The organism is Pseudomonas sp. AP42 (assembly GCF_001728935.1).
GTDB classification, from domain to species: domain Bacteria; phylum Pseudomonadota; class Gammaproteobacteria; order Pseudomonadales; family Pseudomonadaceae; genus Aquipseudomonas; species Aquipseudomonas lactis.
Window position 1 is genome coordinate 23,501 of sequence record NZ_LYSO01000018.1, and the last position, 14,793, is coordinate 38,293.

Annotated in this window: 9 protein-coding genes; 6 read left to right on the forward strand and 3 right to left on the reverse strand. The window is 63.2% G+C overall.

Annotated elements, in window-relative coordinates; genetic code table 11:
• Window positions 1-1,529 precede the first annotated feature (1,529 nt).
• Together A7K61_RS34195 and A7K61_RS09645 are read left to right on the forward strand one after the other, a co-directional pair.
• Window positions 1,530-2,234 (forward strand): methyl-accepting chemotaxis protein, encoded by a 705-nt coding sequence (locus tag A7K61_RS34195; RefSeq protein ID WP_371914721.1) that lies wholly within the window; start codon window positions 1,530-1,532, stop codon window positions 2,232-2,234.
• A gap of 125 nt (window positions 2,235-2,359) precedes the next feature.
• On the forward strand, window positions 2,360-2,788 hold the full coding sequence (locus tag A7K61_RS09645) for a hypothetical protein (protein ID WP_047712572.1): 429 nt from the start codon (window positions 2,360-2,362) through the stop codon (window positions 2,786-2,788).
• Here the strand turns inward: A7K61_RS09645 and A7K61_RS09650 are convergent.
• Both A7K61_RS09650 and cra read right to left on the reverse strand, forming a co-directional pair.
• Window positions 2,735-3,511, reverse strand: a complete 777-nt coding sequence (locus tag A7K61_RS09650) for a TatD family hydrolase (protein WP_044271531.1) — start codon at window positions 3,509-3,511, stop codon at window positions 2,735-2,737. The two genes, A7K61_RS09645 and A7K61_RS09650, sit on opposite strands and share 54 nt — an antisense overlap.
• A gap of 2 nt (window positions 3,512-3,513) precedes the next feature.
• Window positions 3,514-4,509 carry a catabolite repressor/activator gene (gene cra, locus A7K61_RS09655; RefSeq protein ID WP_003188455.1) on the reverse strand — a complete coding sequence of 332 codons (996 nt, stop codon included), beginning with the start codon at window positions 4,507-4,509 and terminating at the stop codon, window positions 3,514-3,516.
• Between the two features lie 285 nt (window positions 4,510-4,794).
• On the opposite strand from cra, the gene ptsP reads away from it, so the two are divergent.
• The 4 genes from ptsP (at window position 4,795) to A7K61_RS09675 (ending at window position 12,027) form a co-directional block, all read left to right on the forward strand.
• A complete protein-coding gene (ptsP, locus tag A7K61_RS09660) occupies window positions 4,795-7,653 on the forward strand; it encodes a phosphoenolpyruvate--protein phosphotransferase (protein WP_069557482.1) in 2,859 nt (952 codons plus the stop codon).
• Window positions 7,654-8,574 carry a 1-phosphofructokinase gene (gene pfkB / locus A7K61_RS09665; protein WP_032893608.1) on the forward strand — a complete coding sequence of 307 codons (921 nt, stop codon included), beginning with the start codon at window positions 7,654-7,656 and terminating at the stop codon, window positions 8,572-8,574.
• An 11-nt stretch (window positions 8,575-8,585) separates the two neighbouring features.
• Window positions 8,586-10,295 carry a PTS fructose-like transporter subunit IIB gene (locus A7K61_RS09670; RefSeq protein ID WP_069557483.1) on the forward strand — a complete coding sequence of 570 codons (1,710 nt, stop codon included), beginning with the start codon at window positions 8,586-8,588 and terminating at the stop codon, window positions 10,293-10,295.
• Window positions 10,296-10,485: 190 nt separating this feature from the next.
• The gene (locus A7K61_RS09675) at window positions 10,486-12,027 is read left to right on the forward strand and encodes an alkaline phosphatase (protein ID WP_069557484.1); all 1,542 of its coding nucleotides are present in this window, start codon (window positions 10,486-10,488) and stop codon (window positions 12,025-12,027) included.
• Window positions 12,028-12,164: 137 nt separating this feature from the next.
• Here the strand turns inward: A7K61_RS09675 and A7K61_RS09680 are convergent, their stop codons facing one another.
• The gene (locus A7K61_RS09680) at window positions 12,165-14,690 is read right to left on the reverse strand and encodes a sulfite reductase flavoprotein subunit alpha (protein ID WP_069557485.1); all 2,526 of its coding nucleotides are present in this window, start codon (window positions 14,688-14,690) and stop codon (window positions 12,165-12,167) included.
• Window positions 14,691-14,793 lie beyond the last annotated feature (103 nt).

Here is a 14,793-nt window from a genome sequence, read left to right on the forward strand (position 1 = left end):
ACGCGCGCTTCCTGAATAAACGCGGCGTCGTTAAGTTTTTCGCGAGCAAGCTCGCTCCTACATGGCATTAGGGCTTGCGCCTCTGCGTTAACCTTACGTTACAAAACTCCCTTTCGAATTGAGCTATACAGATAGAGCGCCAAATAGTGGCTATCTGCCGCCGCCCTGCGCCTCAATAAAAATAAAAGAAGGGGAGGTCACCTGTGAAGAGCTTGCTCTATCCCGCCGTCGCGCTGATGAACCGCCTGAGCTTCGGCATGAAGTTCAGCCTGATCAGCGTGCTGTTCCTGCTGCCGATGCTGGCGACCAACTATTACCTGGTGCGCGACTCCTGGCGTGAATACCAGGGCACCCGCGTCGAACTGCAAAGCCTTGACCTGCTCGGCAGCAGCCTCGCGTTGCGTCGCGAGTTGGAAACTCTCAACAACCAGGTTCAGATCAACGCGACCCTCGGCCAGTCCGGCAAAGCGGCAGACCTGGAGACCAAGATCAGCGCTTTGGAAGCCAGTGTCGTGGAGCGCTTGCAGGGCTTGCGCGCCATCGCGACCCAGCCCGAGCAAGTTGCGGTCTTTGACAGTAAGCGCGACGAACTGATCGCCGCGTTCAAGGCCCAGCAACAGGAAACCTCGTTGCTCAACAAAGCGGCGTTGATTAGCAAGTTACTCAACCAGGCCCAGATGTTCAGCCAGATCATTGCCAGCCAAGCCGGCTTGAGCCGTGATCCGCAAAGTGATCTGCGCCAGCTCAGCGACCTGGTCACCACCGTCACCCCTCAAGTCACCCAAGCCTTGGGCGAAGGCCGGGCGATGGGCGCGTACTCCCTGGGGCAGGGCTTTATCAATTCGTCCTCCAGCACCCGTTTTGACGAACTGTTGCAGCAACTGGAAAAACTCCACGGTGAATATGGCTTGAAGCTGCAGGACGCACTGGGCGCCAGCAAGGCCGCGCACGCCGCCCTCGACGTCTCGGCGCAAGCCAGCCAGGCGAGCCTTAAGCAAGGCAGTGAGTTTTTCGAAGAGCAGGTGGTGATGGCCGAGACCCTCGACGCGCCTTGGCAGGGGTTTTATGACGGCGTCAGCCAACTGATGGCCAAGACCTATCAATTGGATGACACCACCCTGGCGTTCCTCGGGCAGCAGTTGCAGCAGCGCCTGGCGCAGAACCGTTTGCACATGGTGTTGCTGGTCACGGCCCTGGCGGCGGTGTTTGCGCTGATTTTCTATCTCTATGCCGGTTTCTTTGTCTCCACCCGCACCACCTTGCGCCGCCTGGGGGCGATGATGGACAAAGTGGCGGCGGGTGACATGACGGTCACCTTCGTTGCCCAGAGCCGTGACGAACTGGGCGACCTGGGCCAGGTGTTCAATGGCACCGTGGCCAAGATTCATGACCTGATCGAGCGTGTTGGGCATACGGTCAGCCAGGTGGAGTTGCAGGCGGGCCAGGTGCAGGCGGTGTCGGCACAGAGTAACCAGGCGGTGTCCGGCCAGCGCAGCCAGATCGAGCAAGTGGCGACGGCGATGAACCAGATGTCCGCCACCGCCCAGGAGGTGGCTCGCAGCGCGGCGGCGGCGGTCAGCAGTGCTCAGAGCGTCAACGATGAAACCGTCAGCGGGCGTGCGCTGGTGCAATCCCAGCAAGGCGGTATTGCGCGCCTGGCGGCGGAGATCGACGAATCGGTGCGGGTGATCAATCAACTGGCGACCGACAGCCAGTCCATCAGCAGCGTCCTGGAGGTCATCAAGAGCATCGCCGAGCAGACCAACCTGCTGGCGCTCAACGCGGCCATCGAAGCGGCGCGCGCCGGTGACCAAGGGCGCGGGTTTGCGGTGGTGGCCGACGAGGTGCGCACTCTGGCCCGGCGTACACAGCACTCCACCGAGGAAATCGAGCAGATGATCATCCGCTTGCACAGCGGCGTCGGTGCGGCGGTGAAGGCCATGGGCAGCAGCCATGAAATGGCGAATGGCACGGTAGGGCAGTCGGAAAAAGTCCAGCAAGCCCTGGAAAATATCCTGGGAGCAGTTGGGATGATCGTCGATCAGAACCAGCAGATCGCCGCCGCCGTGGAGCAGCAAACGGCGGTCGCTCAAGACATCGACCAGAACATTGTCGAAATCAACCGCGCCGGCGAGCATGCGGCGCAAGGCGCGCAGCACACGGAAGCGGCCAGTCGGCAACTGGCAACCCAGGTGGTTGAGTTGAAGCAATTGATTGGCGCGTTTCGGGTGTAGGGAGGTTCTGAAGGACGAAGCGGCGGGCCATGTGGCTTATGTCCTGATTTACCGATGCGTGTTTTATCGGGGCGTGAATAGGTGAAAATTTATTTCATCCGTCACGGTCACGAGGGGACAAAACGATGGCCGCCGCAATCGGTATCAAAGGGCATTGCGCCCAATGCAACATGACGTTTGAGCTCAAGCCCTGGCAACTGAACGCCATTGCCATTGATATACCGTTTGACTGTACGTATTGCCACTGCGGGTTGCAGTTGGGGTGCGTCAAGCAGTTGCGCCAGTTCAGGGCCCTGGACCACTGGGCGCTGGTGCGGCCGAGCATGATCATGCTGACGTGCGCAACCTTGCTGATGGCCTTGGTCGCTGAATGGTTGGGGCTGCTCAGTGTGATCGGGCAACTGAACATTTCGCTGGTCGCCGTGCTGATCCATTTGCTGGTGGTGCGCTATGCCCGCCATCGACAGACAATGACCTTGAAGTTGCAGGTGATCAGCCCGCTACCAGTTGAACAGCTCGCACGCATTGCGTGTGCTCGCCTCAGCCAGCAATAAAGGGCTGATACCCATGCGCTCGGCCAGGGCCGTGCAGATCTGCGGCAGGTGCTGCGGGCTATTGCGCTGGTTGGGGTACATGGCCGGGGCCATATCCGGCGAGTCGGTTTCCAGCACCACGGCGTCGAGCGGCAACTGCGCCAGTACCCGGTGCATGCGCAGGGCCTGGGGCCAGGTGGCAGCGCCGCCCAGGCCCAGTTTGAACCCGAGCTTGATGTACTCGCGTGCCTCTTCAGCGCTGCCGGCGAACGCATGGATGATGCCGCCTCTGGGCACGCGGATGCGCTTGAGGGTGGCAATCACGGCGGCGTGGCTGCGGCGAACGTGGAGCAAGGCTGGCAGTTTAAACTCCACCGCGAGTTTCAGTTGGGCTTCAAACAGCGGTTGCTGGCGCTGGTGGTCCAACTGTTCCAGAAAGTAATCCAGGCCAATTTCGCCCACGGCGCACAGTTGCCGGTGGCCATGCAGGCGCGTCAACCAGTCGCCCAGTTCCAGCAGGTCGGCGGGGCGATGCTCATCGAGATACACCGGGTGCAAGCCGAAGGCGGCGAACAGGCCTTCGTCCTGTTGCACCAAGTCCCACAGCCGCTGCCAATTTTTCTGGTACACCCCCAGCACCACCATGCGTCGCACGCCGAGTTCACGGCTGTGGGCGAGGACATGCGAGCGATCGGGGTCGAAGTCCTCGAAGTCCAGGTGCGTGTGGGTGTCGATCAGCTCCACGCTCAGGCCTCGTGGATACGCTGCTTGAAGGTCCGGCCAATCGCATGCACGCCGGGTTGGTACTGTTCCTCTTCAATGGCGGCCAGGGCCAGGCGCAGGGCGGTTTCGGCAATCAACTGATGTTGCTGGGCCATGGCGTTGACCGGCAGCGGCAGGAAATCCAGTAACTGCGTATCGCCGAAGGTGCCCAGGCGCAGGGGCCGTGACTTGAGGGGGAAATCATGCAGCGCATCAAACACGCCTTGCAGCAGTACGTAGGAGGTGGTTACCAGCGCGTCCGGCAGATGCCCCAGGCGTTGCAGCAGTTGCTCCATCAGCTCTCGGCCGCAGTCACGGCTGAAGGCTTCGCCCTGTTCGATAATCACGTCGCCCGTGAAGCCTTGCAGCGCATCCCGGAAACCGGCGGTACGCGCCTGGCTGATGCTCAGCTCGGGCCGTGCGCCGATCAGCGCGATCTGCTTGGGCAACGGTTGCAGCAGGCTGCTGGTGAGTTGCTGGCAGGCCTGGTGGTCGTCGCTGACCACGGAACAGAACTGGTTCGGCTCCATCTCCCGGTCGATGGCAATCACCGGCAGCCCCTTGGCCTGCAGCTCGCGATAGCTGTCATCGCTGGCCGGCAGGCAACTGGCGACGAACAACGCATCGCAACGCCTGGCACGGAACAGTTGCAGCAGTTGGCGTTCGCTGTCCGCTTCATCATCGGAGCTGGCGATCAGCAACTGATAGCCTCGCGCCCGCGCACCTTGTTCCAGCAGTTTGGCGATGCGTGCGTAGCTGGGGTTTTCCAGGTCTGGCAGGATGAACCCCAAGGTGCGCGTATGCCGGCTGCGCAGCCCGGCGGCTTGAGGGTTGGGGGTAAAGCCATGGGCCTGGACCACGGCACGCACACGCTCAACGGTTGCGTTGCTGATGCGCTGCTGTTCGGCCTTGCCATTGATGACATAGCTGGCGGTGGTAACGGACACACCGGCCAGACGTGCGATATCACTGAGTTTCAAACCGGGATTTCCTTGTTTTTTGGCGCTCGCCCCGACATTTTGTCCAATCGTAACCGATTCCTGCATTCGACCCATGCCCCACAGCAAGCGCCGAGTGGCCCTTCAAGCTTGCGCAATTAACGCGTAATCTGCCATAAATTCTAGATTAAACGTTTCAGCAAGCGTATTTTTACGATGTTCGCCGCTGAGTGACCACTGCCAATTGACCGCTCAGTCAGTTAATTTTGAACATATTTACCTACAACAATACCTAGTGCGCCCCGTCGCACTAACTAGGAGAACGGCATGCTTGAGCTCACTGTAGAGCAGATATCCATGGGCCAGGTGGCTGTGGATAAATCTGCTGCCTTGCACCTGCTCGCTGACAAATTAGTGGCCGATGGCCTGGTTGCCGAAGGTTATCTCAGTGGCTTGCAAGCCCGTGAAGCCCAAGGCTCGACCTTTCTCGGCCAAGGCATTGCTATTCCCCATGGCACGCCAGAAACCCGCGACCAGGTGTTCTCCACCGGTGTGCGCCTGCTGCAGTTCCCCGAAGGGGTGGACTGGGGCGATGGCCAGATCGTTTACCTGGCGATTGGCATCGCGGCTAAATCCGATGAACACCTGCGCCTGTTGCAACTGCTCACCCGTGCCCTCGGTGAAACCGACCTGGGCCAGGCGCTGCGCCGTGCCAACAGTGCCGAAGCCCTGTTGAAACTGTTGCAAGGCGCGCCCCAGGAACTGGCGCTGGATGCACAGATGATCAGCCTGGGCGTGTCGGCCGATGATTTTGAAGAGTTGGTGTGGCGCGGTGCACGCCTGCTGCGCCAGGCCGACTGTGTGAGCAATGGCTTTGCCGCCGTATTGCAGCAGGTCGACGCGCTGCCCCTGGGCGATGGCCTGTGGTGGTTGCACAGCGAGCAGACGGTCAAGCGTCCGGGCCTGGCCTTTGTGACGCCGGACAAACCCATGCGTTACCTCGGCCAGCCTTTGCACGGCCTGTTCTGCCTGGCGAGCCTCGGTGAAGCGCACCAGACCCTGCTTGAACGCCTGTGTGCCTTGCTGATCGAAGGGCGCGGCCAGGAGTTGGGGCGCGCCACCAGCAGCCGCGCGGTGCTGGAAGTGCTGGGTGGTGAACTGCCGCCGGACTGGCCGAGCGCTCGCATTGCCCTGGCCAACGCCCACGGGCTGCATGCTCGCCCGGCGAAGATCCTGGCGCAATTGGCGAAAAGTTTTGATGGCGATATCCGCGTGCGCATCGTCGATGGTGCGGTGGGCGCCGTGTCGGTCAAAAGCCTGAGCAAGTTGCTCAGCCTCGGCGCACGTCGTGGCCAGGTGCTGGAATTTGTGGCCGAGCCGACGGTGGCCGGCGATGCATTGCCCGCCCTCTTGGCCGCCGTGCAAGAGGGCCTTGGCGAAGAGGTCGAGCCCTTGCCTACGGTGAGTGCACAGCCAGCGCAGGTCGATATCGAACCCGTGCTCAGCGCGCCACTGAGCGGTAGCCAACTCCAGGCCATTGCCGCCGCACCGGGTATTGCCATCGGCCCGGCCCATATCCAGGTGCCACAGGTGTTCGATTACCCCTTGCGCGGTGAGTCTGCCGCCGCCGAACGCCAGCGCCTGCACACGGCCTTGAGCGACGTGCGCACGGATATCCAGGGCTTGATCGAGCGTAGCCAGGCCAAGGCCATTCGCGAGATTTTCATCACCCACCAGGAAATGCTCGACGACCCGGAACTGACCGACGAAGTCGACACCCGCCTCAAGCAAGGCGAAAGCGCCGAGGCCGCCTGGATGAGCGTGATCGAAGCTGCCGCCAAGCAGCAGGAAGCCTTGCAGGATGCTTTACTGGCCGAGCGTGCTGCCGACTTGCGTGACATCGGCCGCCGCGTGCTGGCCCAATTATGCGGCGTCCAAAGCGTGCAGGAACCGAGCGAACCCTACATCCTGGTGATGGAAGAAGTCGGCCCTTCGGACGTGGCGCGCTTGGACCCGGCCCGCGTTGCCGGCATTCTCACCGCCCGAGGTGGCGCCACCGCTCACAGTGCCATCGTCGCTCGCGCCCTGGGCATTCCGGCCTTGGTCGGTGCTGGCGCTGCGGTATTACTGCTCAACGCCGGCACGCCGCTTTTGCTCGATGGCCAGCGCGGTCGCCTGCATGTCGACCCCGACGCCGCCACCCTGCAACGGGCCACCGTGGAGCGCGACAGCCGCGAACAGCGCTTGCAAGCTGCTTCGGCCCAACGCCATGAAGCGGCGCTGACCCGTGACGGCCACGCCGTGGAAGTGTTCGCCAACATTGGTGAAAGCGCCGGGGTGGCCAGTGCAGTGGAGCAGGGCGCCGAAGGTATTGGCCTGCTGCGCACCGAACTGATTTTCATGGCCCACCCCCAGGCGCCGGACGAGGCCACCCAGGAGGCCGAATACCGTCGCGTACTCGACGGCCTCAACGGTCGCCCGTTGGTGGTGCGCACCCTGGATGTGGGCGGCGACAAGCCCTTGCCCTATTGGCCGATCGCCGAAGAAGAAAACCCCTTCCTCGGTGTGCGCGGCATTCGCCTGACGCTGCAACGCCCGCAGATCATGGAAGCGCAACTGCGCGCACTGCTGCGTGCTGCGGATAACCGCCCGCTGCGCATCATGTTCCCCATGGTCGGCAGCGTGGATGAGTGGCGCGCCGCCCGGGACATGACCGAGCGCCTGCGCCTGGAGATCCCGGTGGCAGACCTGCAACTGGGGATCATGATCGAAGTGCCTTCAGCCGCGTTGCTGGCGCCGGTGCTCGCCAAGGAAGTCGACTTCTTCAGCGTCGGCACCAACGACCTGACCCAGTACACCCTGGCCATCGACCGCGGCCACCCGACCCTGTCGGCCCAGGCCGATGGCCTGCACCCGGCAGTTTTGCAACTGATCGACATCACCGTGCGCGCCGCCCATGCCCATGGCAAATGGGTGGGTGTGTGCGGCGAGTTGGCGGCGGACCCGCTGGCGGTGCCGGTGCTGGTCGGCCTGGGTGTGGATGAGTTGAGCGTGTCGGCCCGCAGCATTCCCGAGGTGAAGGCGCGAGTGCGTGAATTCAGTCTGAGCGAGGCCCAGGGCCTGGCGCAACAAGCACTGGCGGTGGGTTCGCCCGCGCAAGTGCGTGCCCTAGTGGAGGCCGTGTAGATGGCGAATATTCTGACCCTGACGCTGAACCCGGCGTTGGACCTCACGGTACGCCTGGCGCACCTGCAACCCGGTGAGGTCAATCGCAGTGAAGCGATGCTCACCCACGCGGCGGGCAAGGGCGTGAATGTGGCGCAAGTGCTGGCGGACCTGGGCCATTACGTCAGCGTGGGCGGCTTCCTCGGCAGTGCCAACCCCCAGGCTTTCAATGCGCTGATCAAGCGCCGTGGGTTTGGCGATGCTTTCATCCGTGTCCCCGGCGAAACCCGCAGCAACATCAAGATTGCCGAACAGGATGGGCGGGTCACCGACATCAATGCACCGGGGCCGCTGGTGACTGAAGAGGCGCTAAAAGCGCTGCTTAAGATGGTCGCGATCATTGGCCCGGAGTTCGATGCGGTGGTGGTGGCCGGTAGCTTGCCGCGCGGCGTCAGCCCGCAGTGGTTTAAAGGTTTGCTGGAGGCGTTGAAAGACCTCGGGTTGAAAGTGGCCCTGGACACCAGCGGCGAAGCGCTGCGCCTGGGGTTGGAGGTTGGCCCGTGGCTGGTCAAACCCAATACCGAAGAGTTGGCCGAGGCCCTGGGTAGCGCCACCGATGCCATCAGCCGACTGCATCAGCAAGGCGTCGAACATGTGGTGGTCTCCGACGGGGCCGCAGGCGTGACCTGGTACCGCCCAGGTGCGGCGCTGCATGCCACGCCGCCCAAGGTGGCAGTGGCCAGTACCGTGGGCGCCGGCGACTCGCTGCTGGCCGGGATGCTCCACGGTTTGCTCAGTGGCGACACACCGGAGCACACCCTGCGCCGGGCCACGGCGATTGCCGCGATGGCGGTGACACAGATCGGTTTTGGCATCAGCGATGACGCGCAGTTGGCGCATCTCGAAAGCGGCGTCGATGTGCGCACGCTGACAGAACAATAAGAGGGTTTGTGATGAAGTTAGCCATTGTTACTGCCTGCCCGAACGGCATGGTCACCAGTGTGCTGTGCGCCCGCTTGCTGGACGCCGCCGCCCAGCGCATGGGCTTGCACACCAGTGTTGAAGTCGTCGATGTGCAGCGCCCGGAGCGCCAGTTGTCCCAGGCGACGATTGATGATGCCGAGTGGGTGCTGCTGGTCAGCAGTACCCCGGTGGATATGCAGCGGTTTGTCGGCAAACGTGTGTTCCAGAGCACGCCGGCCCAGGCGTTGGCGGATGTCGAAGGCGTGTTGCGCCGTGGGGCTGAAGAGGCCCAGGTGTATGTCGCCAACGACGCAGCGGTGGCGGCCAAGGCTGCGCCGCGTATCGTAGCGATTACCGCGTGCCCCACCGGTGTGGCCCACACGTTCATGGCCGCCGAAGCCTTGCAGCAGACGGCCCAGCGACTGGGTTATGACTTGCAGGTCGAGACCCAAGGCTCGGTCGGCGCCCGCACGCCGTTGAGCCCCCAGGCGATTGCCGATGCCGATGTGGTATTGCTCGCGGCCGATATCGAAGTGGCCACCGAGCGTTTCGCCGGCAAGAAGATTTATCGCTGTGGCACCGGCATTGCCCTCAAGCAATCCGAAGCCATCCTCAACAAGGCCCTGGCCGAAGGCGCGGTGGAAAGCGCGGCCAGCGGTGCAGCGGCCAAGGCGGAGAAAACCGGGGTCTATAAACACCTGCTCACCGGCGTGTCGTACATGTTGCCGATGGTGGTGGCGGGGGGCCTGCTGATCGCCTTGTCGTTTGTATTCGGCATCCATGCCTTCGAACAGCCTGGCACCTTGGCGGCGGCGCTCAAATCCGTGGGTGACCAGGCGTTCCTGTTGATGGTGCCGCTGCTGGCGGGCTACATCGCCTACTCGATTGCCGACCGTCCTGGCCTTGCGCCCGGCATGATTGGCGGGCTGCTGGCGGGGACGCTGGGGGCTGGGTTTATTGGTGGCATCCTCGCCGGTTTCGTCGCCGGGTATTGCGTCAAGCTGATCAGCCGCGCGGTGCAACTGCCCCAGAGCCTGGAAGCGCTCAAGCCGATCCTGATCATCCCGTTAGTGGCGAGCCTGTTTACCGGCTTGGTGATGATCTACCTGGTGGGGCCACCGGTCGCCCGCTTGCTCACGGGCCTGACGGACTTCCTCAGCACCATGGGCACCACCAACGCGGTGCTGCTGGGCATTCTGCTCGGCGGCATGATGTGCGTGGACTTGGGTGGGCCGATCAACAAGGCGGCGTATGCGTTCTCGGTCGGCCTGCTGGCCGCCTCGAGCGGCGCGCCGATGGCCGCGACCATGGCCGCCGGCATGGTGCCGCCGATTGGCATGGGCATCGCTACGTTACTGGCCCGACGCAAGTTCGCCCAGACCGAACGCGAAGCCGGCAAGGCGGCGATGATCCTGGGGCTGTGCTTTATCTCCGAAGGTGCGATTCCCTTCGCCGCCAAAGACCCGCTGCGCGTCATTCCGGCCAGCATCGCCGGTGGTGCGTTGACCGGTGCGCTGTCGATGTACTTCGGCTGCAAACTCGCCGCGCCCCATGGCGGCTTGTTTGTGTTGGTGATTCCGAATGCGATGAACCATGCGTTGTTGTACTTGTTGGCGATTGTGGCGGGCAGTGTGTTGACCGGGCTGGTGTATGCCCTGCTCAAGCGGCCGGAAGCGGCCGAGCTGGCCGTGACTGCCTGACACTGGCAAAAAATGTGGGAGCTGGCTTGCCTGCGATAGCATCGACTGGGTTTGCCTGATACACCGAGGTGTTTGCATCGCAGGCAAGCCAGCTCCCACAGGTGAATTTGATCGTTCTCCCGATCGGTGTCACATCCGCTTCATCCCTCCATGCTTAAGTGGCCCTTTTGATACTCAAGAGGGCACCTGCATGAGCCACTTCGATCTGGGCCGCCGCCGTGTGATGCAAGCCGTAGGCGCTGGCCTGTTGTTGCCGGGCCTGGCGCCGGCGGTGATCGCTTCGGTGAAGGACCGGCCGCAACTCACTGACGGCGTGCAATCGGGCGACCTGCAGGGCGACCGCGCCATGATCTGGAGCCGCAGCGACCGCCCGGCGAAGATGGTGGTGGAGTGGGATACCCGCAGTGTGTTCAGCAACCCGCGCCGGTTCGTCTCGCCCCTGGCCGACAGCCGCTCCGACTTTACCGCCCGTGTCGAACTCACGGGGCTGCCGGTCGACCAGGCGATTTTCTACCGCGTGCATTTCGAAGACGCCCAGAGCGGCATTGCCAGTGAGCCCTGGTTCGGCCACTTGCGCAGCGTGCCGCAACAGCGGCGCGATATCCGTTTTGTGTGGAGCGGCGACACCGTCGGCCAAGGCTTCGGCATCAACCCCGACATCGGTGGCATGCGCATCTATGAAGCCATGCGCCTGCGCCTGCCGGACTTTTTTATCCACAGCGGCGACACCATCTACGCCGACGGCCCAGTCCCCGCGCAGATCACCACCGAAGGCGGGCGCATCTGGCGCAACATCACCACCGAAGCCAAGAGCAAGGTTGCCGAAACCCTGGATGAATATCGCGGCAATTACCGCTACAACCTTCTGGATGAAAACGTGCGCCGCTTCAATGCCGAGGTGCCGCAGATCTGGCAGTGGGACGATCACGAGGTGATCAACAACTGGTCATCGAGCAAGCAGTTGGATGAGCGTTACCAGACCCGCGACATCAACACCCTGGTGGGCCGTGCCCGCCAGGCCTGGCTGGAATACTCACCCATGCGCCGACAGAGCGCCGACGCTGGCGGGCGCATTTATCGCAAGCTCAGTTATGGGCCGCTGCTGGATGTGTTTGTGTTGGATATGCGCAGCTATCGCGGGCCGAATGACGACAACCTGGGCGCTGAAAAGCCCTTCCTGGGGCGTGAGCAGTTGGACTGGCTCAAGCGCGGGCTCAAGGCGTCGCAAGCGCAGTGGAAGGTGGTCGCCGCCGACATGCCCATCGGCCTGGGCGTGCCCGACGGTGAGGTCAGCCCCGGCGTGGCGCGTTGGGAAGCCGTCGCCAACGGCGACCCTGGCCCGGCGCAAGGGCGTGAGCTGGAGATCGCCGAACTGCTGGGGTTCCTGCATGAGCACAAGGTGCGCAACCACGTGTGGCTGACGGCGGACGTGCATTACTGCGCGGCGCATCACTACCACCCGGACCGCGCGGCGTTCCAGGATTTCGAGCCGTTCTGGGAGTTTGTGGCAGGACCGTTGAATGCCGGGAGCTTCGGGCCCAACCCACTGGATAAAACCTTTGGCCCGCACGTGGTGTTCCAGAAGGCGCCACCGGCACAGAACACCTCGCCGTTTGCGGGCTTTCAGTTTTTTGGTGAAGTGCAGATTGATGGGCAGACGGCGGAGTTGACGGTGATGCTGCGCGACTTGGATGGGGTTTCCGTGTTCGAGCAAAAACTGCAACCCATCTGATTGGAATGCAATCAAAACTGTAGGAGCGAGCTTGCTCGCGAAGAACTCATAGACGCCGCGTTATTCAGGAAGCCCGCGTTATCGTTGACGTTCTTCGCGAGCAAGCTCGCTCCTACAGAAGGCAGGCATTAGCAGGGTCAGTAGACATCCCTACGATAGCGGCCTTGTTCGATCAGGCGCTCCAGCGCCTCATTGCCCAGGATGTCTGCCAGTGCCTGATCCACCCCCGTCGCCATCCCCTGCAAGCTGCCACATACATAAATCGCCGCGCCATCCGCCAGCCATTTACGCAGCACATCCGCTGATTCACGCAAACGGTCCTGTACGTAGATTTTCTCCTCCTGGTCCCGGGAAAACGCCAGGTCCAGCAGGGCCAGGTCTCCACTGGCGAGCCAGCCTTGCAGTTCGTCCTGGCACAGGTAGTCGTGGGCGATATTGCGCTCGCCAAACAGCAGCCAGTTGCGCTGCTGGCCGTCGGCAATACGCGCCTTGAGCAAGCTGCGCAGGCCCGCCAGGCCGGTGCCGTTGCCCAGCAGAATCAGCGGCACAGGCGCGTCGGGCAAATGGAAGCCGCTGTTGCGCCGCAGGCGCAGGCTGATGGCCGAGCCGAGGGCGGCGTGTTCAGTCAGCCAGCCGGAGCCAAGCCCCAGGCTGCCGTCGGGGTGGCGCTCCTGGCGCACGATCAGCTCCAGCACACCGTCGCTGGCAATCGAGGCGATGGAGTATTCGCGCATGCCCAGCGGTACCAACGCGTCCACCAGTGCCTGGGCGTGCAGGCCGACCAGGTGCGTGCGGTTGTCCGGCAACTGGCGCGTGGCCAGGGCCTGGTCGAGGGTGTGGGCGACGCCGTCGATTACCACGCCGTCGCTGCCGACCAAGCCCAGGCCGGCCAGGAAGTGTTCGATAGCCCACGGGCAATTGCGCGGCAGGACTTCCACCAGGTCGCCGGCCAGCCAGCTGTGCGCAGACGTGGATGTGAGGCCCAGCAGGTAGACGGGCGAGCCGACACTGTCGGGGTTGAGCAGGGTGCGCTGGCTCAGGGTCCAGTTTTCGTACTGGGCCGTCGGCCAGGCCGCTGCCGGCGCATGCCCGGTGAGCTGGCCCAGTTGTTGTTGCCAGGTCTGCAACGCCAGGGTGTCGCCGCTGTCGACTTCCACCGGGGCAAACAGGGGGTTGCCGCCCTGGTTGGTCAGCCAGAAATGCAGGCGCCGAGCAAAGCCGCAAAAATGCTCGTACTGCCGGTCACCCAGGGCCAGCACCGAGTAGTTCAAGCCTTTGAGGGGCAGCGCCTGGCCGAGCACGCTGCGCTCGAAACCACGGGCGCTGTCGGGGGCTTCGCCGTCGCCAAAGGTACTGACCACAAACAGTGCGTTCTGCGAGTGGCTGAGGTCGTCAGGGCTGACACTGCCCAGGGGCTGCACCTTTACCGCCAGGCCCGCAGCCTGCAATTGCCCGGCCGTTTGCCAGGCCAGTTGTTCGGCAAAACCGCTCTGGCTGGCGAAGCCGATCAGCCAGGCCGGCGCATCGCTGTGGTTACCTGTCAGACCTTTGCGGGCATCGCGGACCTGGCGCTTTTTGCGGCGTCGGTCGAGGTACAGCAGCCAGCCCGTGATGAAGAACAGCGGCATGAGCAGGGAGCTGACGGTGAGGACAATCCGCCCGACCAGACCGAAATAGCTGCCGGTGTGCAGCGCATACACACTGGTCAGCAACTGCGCCTTGAGGCTTTTGCTGGCGTAGCGCTCGTGGGATTTGACCTCGCCGGTGGCCGGGTCTAGGTTGATCTGGTTCAGCGCGCGGTCATGGGGCGATGAGTTGAGCAGGTAATACACAGTGGCCGGTTGCCCGGCCACCGGCGGCATCCGAATGTTGTAGGCGCTCAAGTCGGGGCCGGCGTTGCTGTAGATGCTGCTCCAGATCGCGTCGTAGTTGGCCACCGGAGCCGGGCCAGCGGGGGCTGGGCCGCGCTTGCGCATGCGCTCGTTCTGCGGCGCGTCGGACAGCAGTTTGGTCACGCCACGGTTGTACCAGTCGTAGGACCAATACAGCCCGGTCAGCGCCGCCAACAGATAAAACAGCAGGCACCAGGTGCCGAATACCGAGTGCAGGTCCCAATTGAAGCTGCGGCCCTTTTTGCGCCAGTCCAGGGTCAGCCAGACGCGCCAGCTTTTCACCTGGCGCGGCCAGCGCAGGTACAGGCCGGAGAGGCAGAAGAACAACAGGATCAGGGTGCAGGCGCCGGTGATATTGCGCCCGGTATCGCCGATGGCGAGGAAGCGGTGCAGTTGCAGGATAAAGCCGAACAGGTCCTGGCCGACCGCGTCGCCCATGTAGTCGCCGGTGTACGGGTCAAAGTAGCGCATCTGGCCACGGCGCTCGCCCGGTGGCGGGGTGAAGGACACGCGGCCGGCGTTGCCGCTGTCGCTTTCTACCCACAGCATGGCCACGGTCTTGCCTTCGGCCGCTTCCAACTTGCGTACCAGCTCGGCGGGCGGCAGTACACCGGCCTCGCGTTTCTGCACGCTCAACACGGTGGGGTTGAGCGCCCGCAGGATCTCGTCCTGAAACGAGTACGCGGCCCCGGTGACCCCCATCAAGGCCAGCACCAGCCCGGCCGTGATGCCGAAGAACCAATGCAACTGGAACAGGGTTTTCTTCAACACGTCGGAGCGCCTCGCTTAGCTGGATATCTGATCACGGCGCGCATTATGCCGTGAGTTGCCGGGAAACACGCAAAAGCCCCACGCATCCGATGTGTGGGGCTTC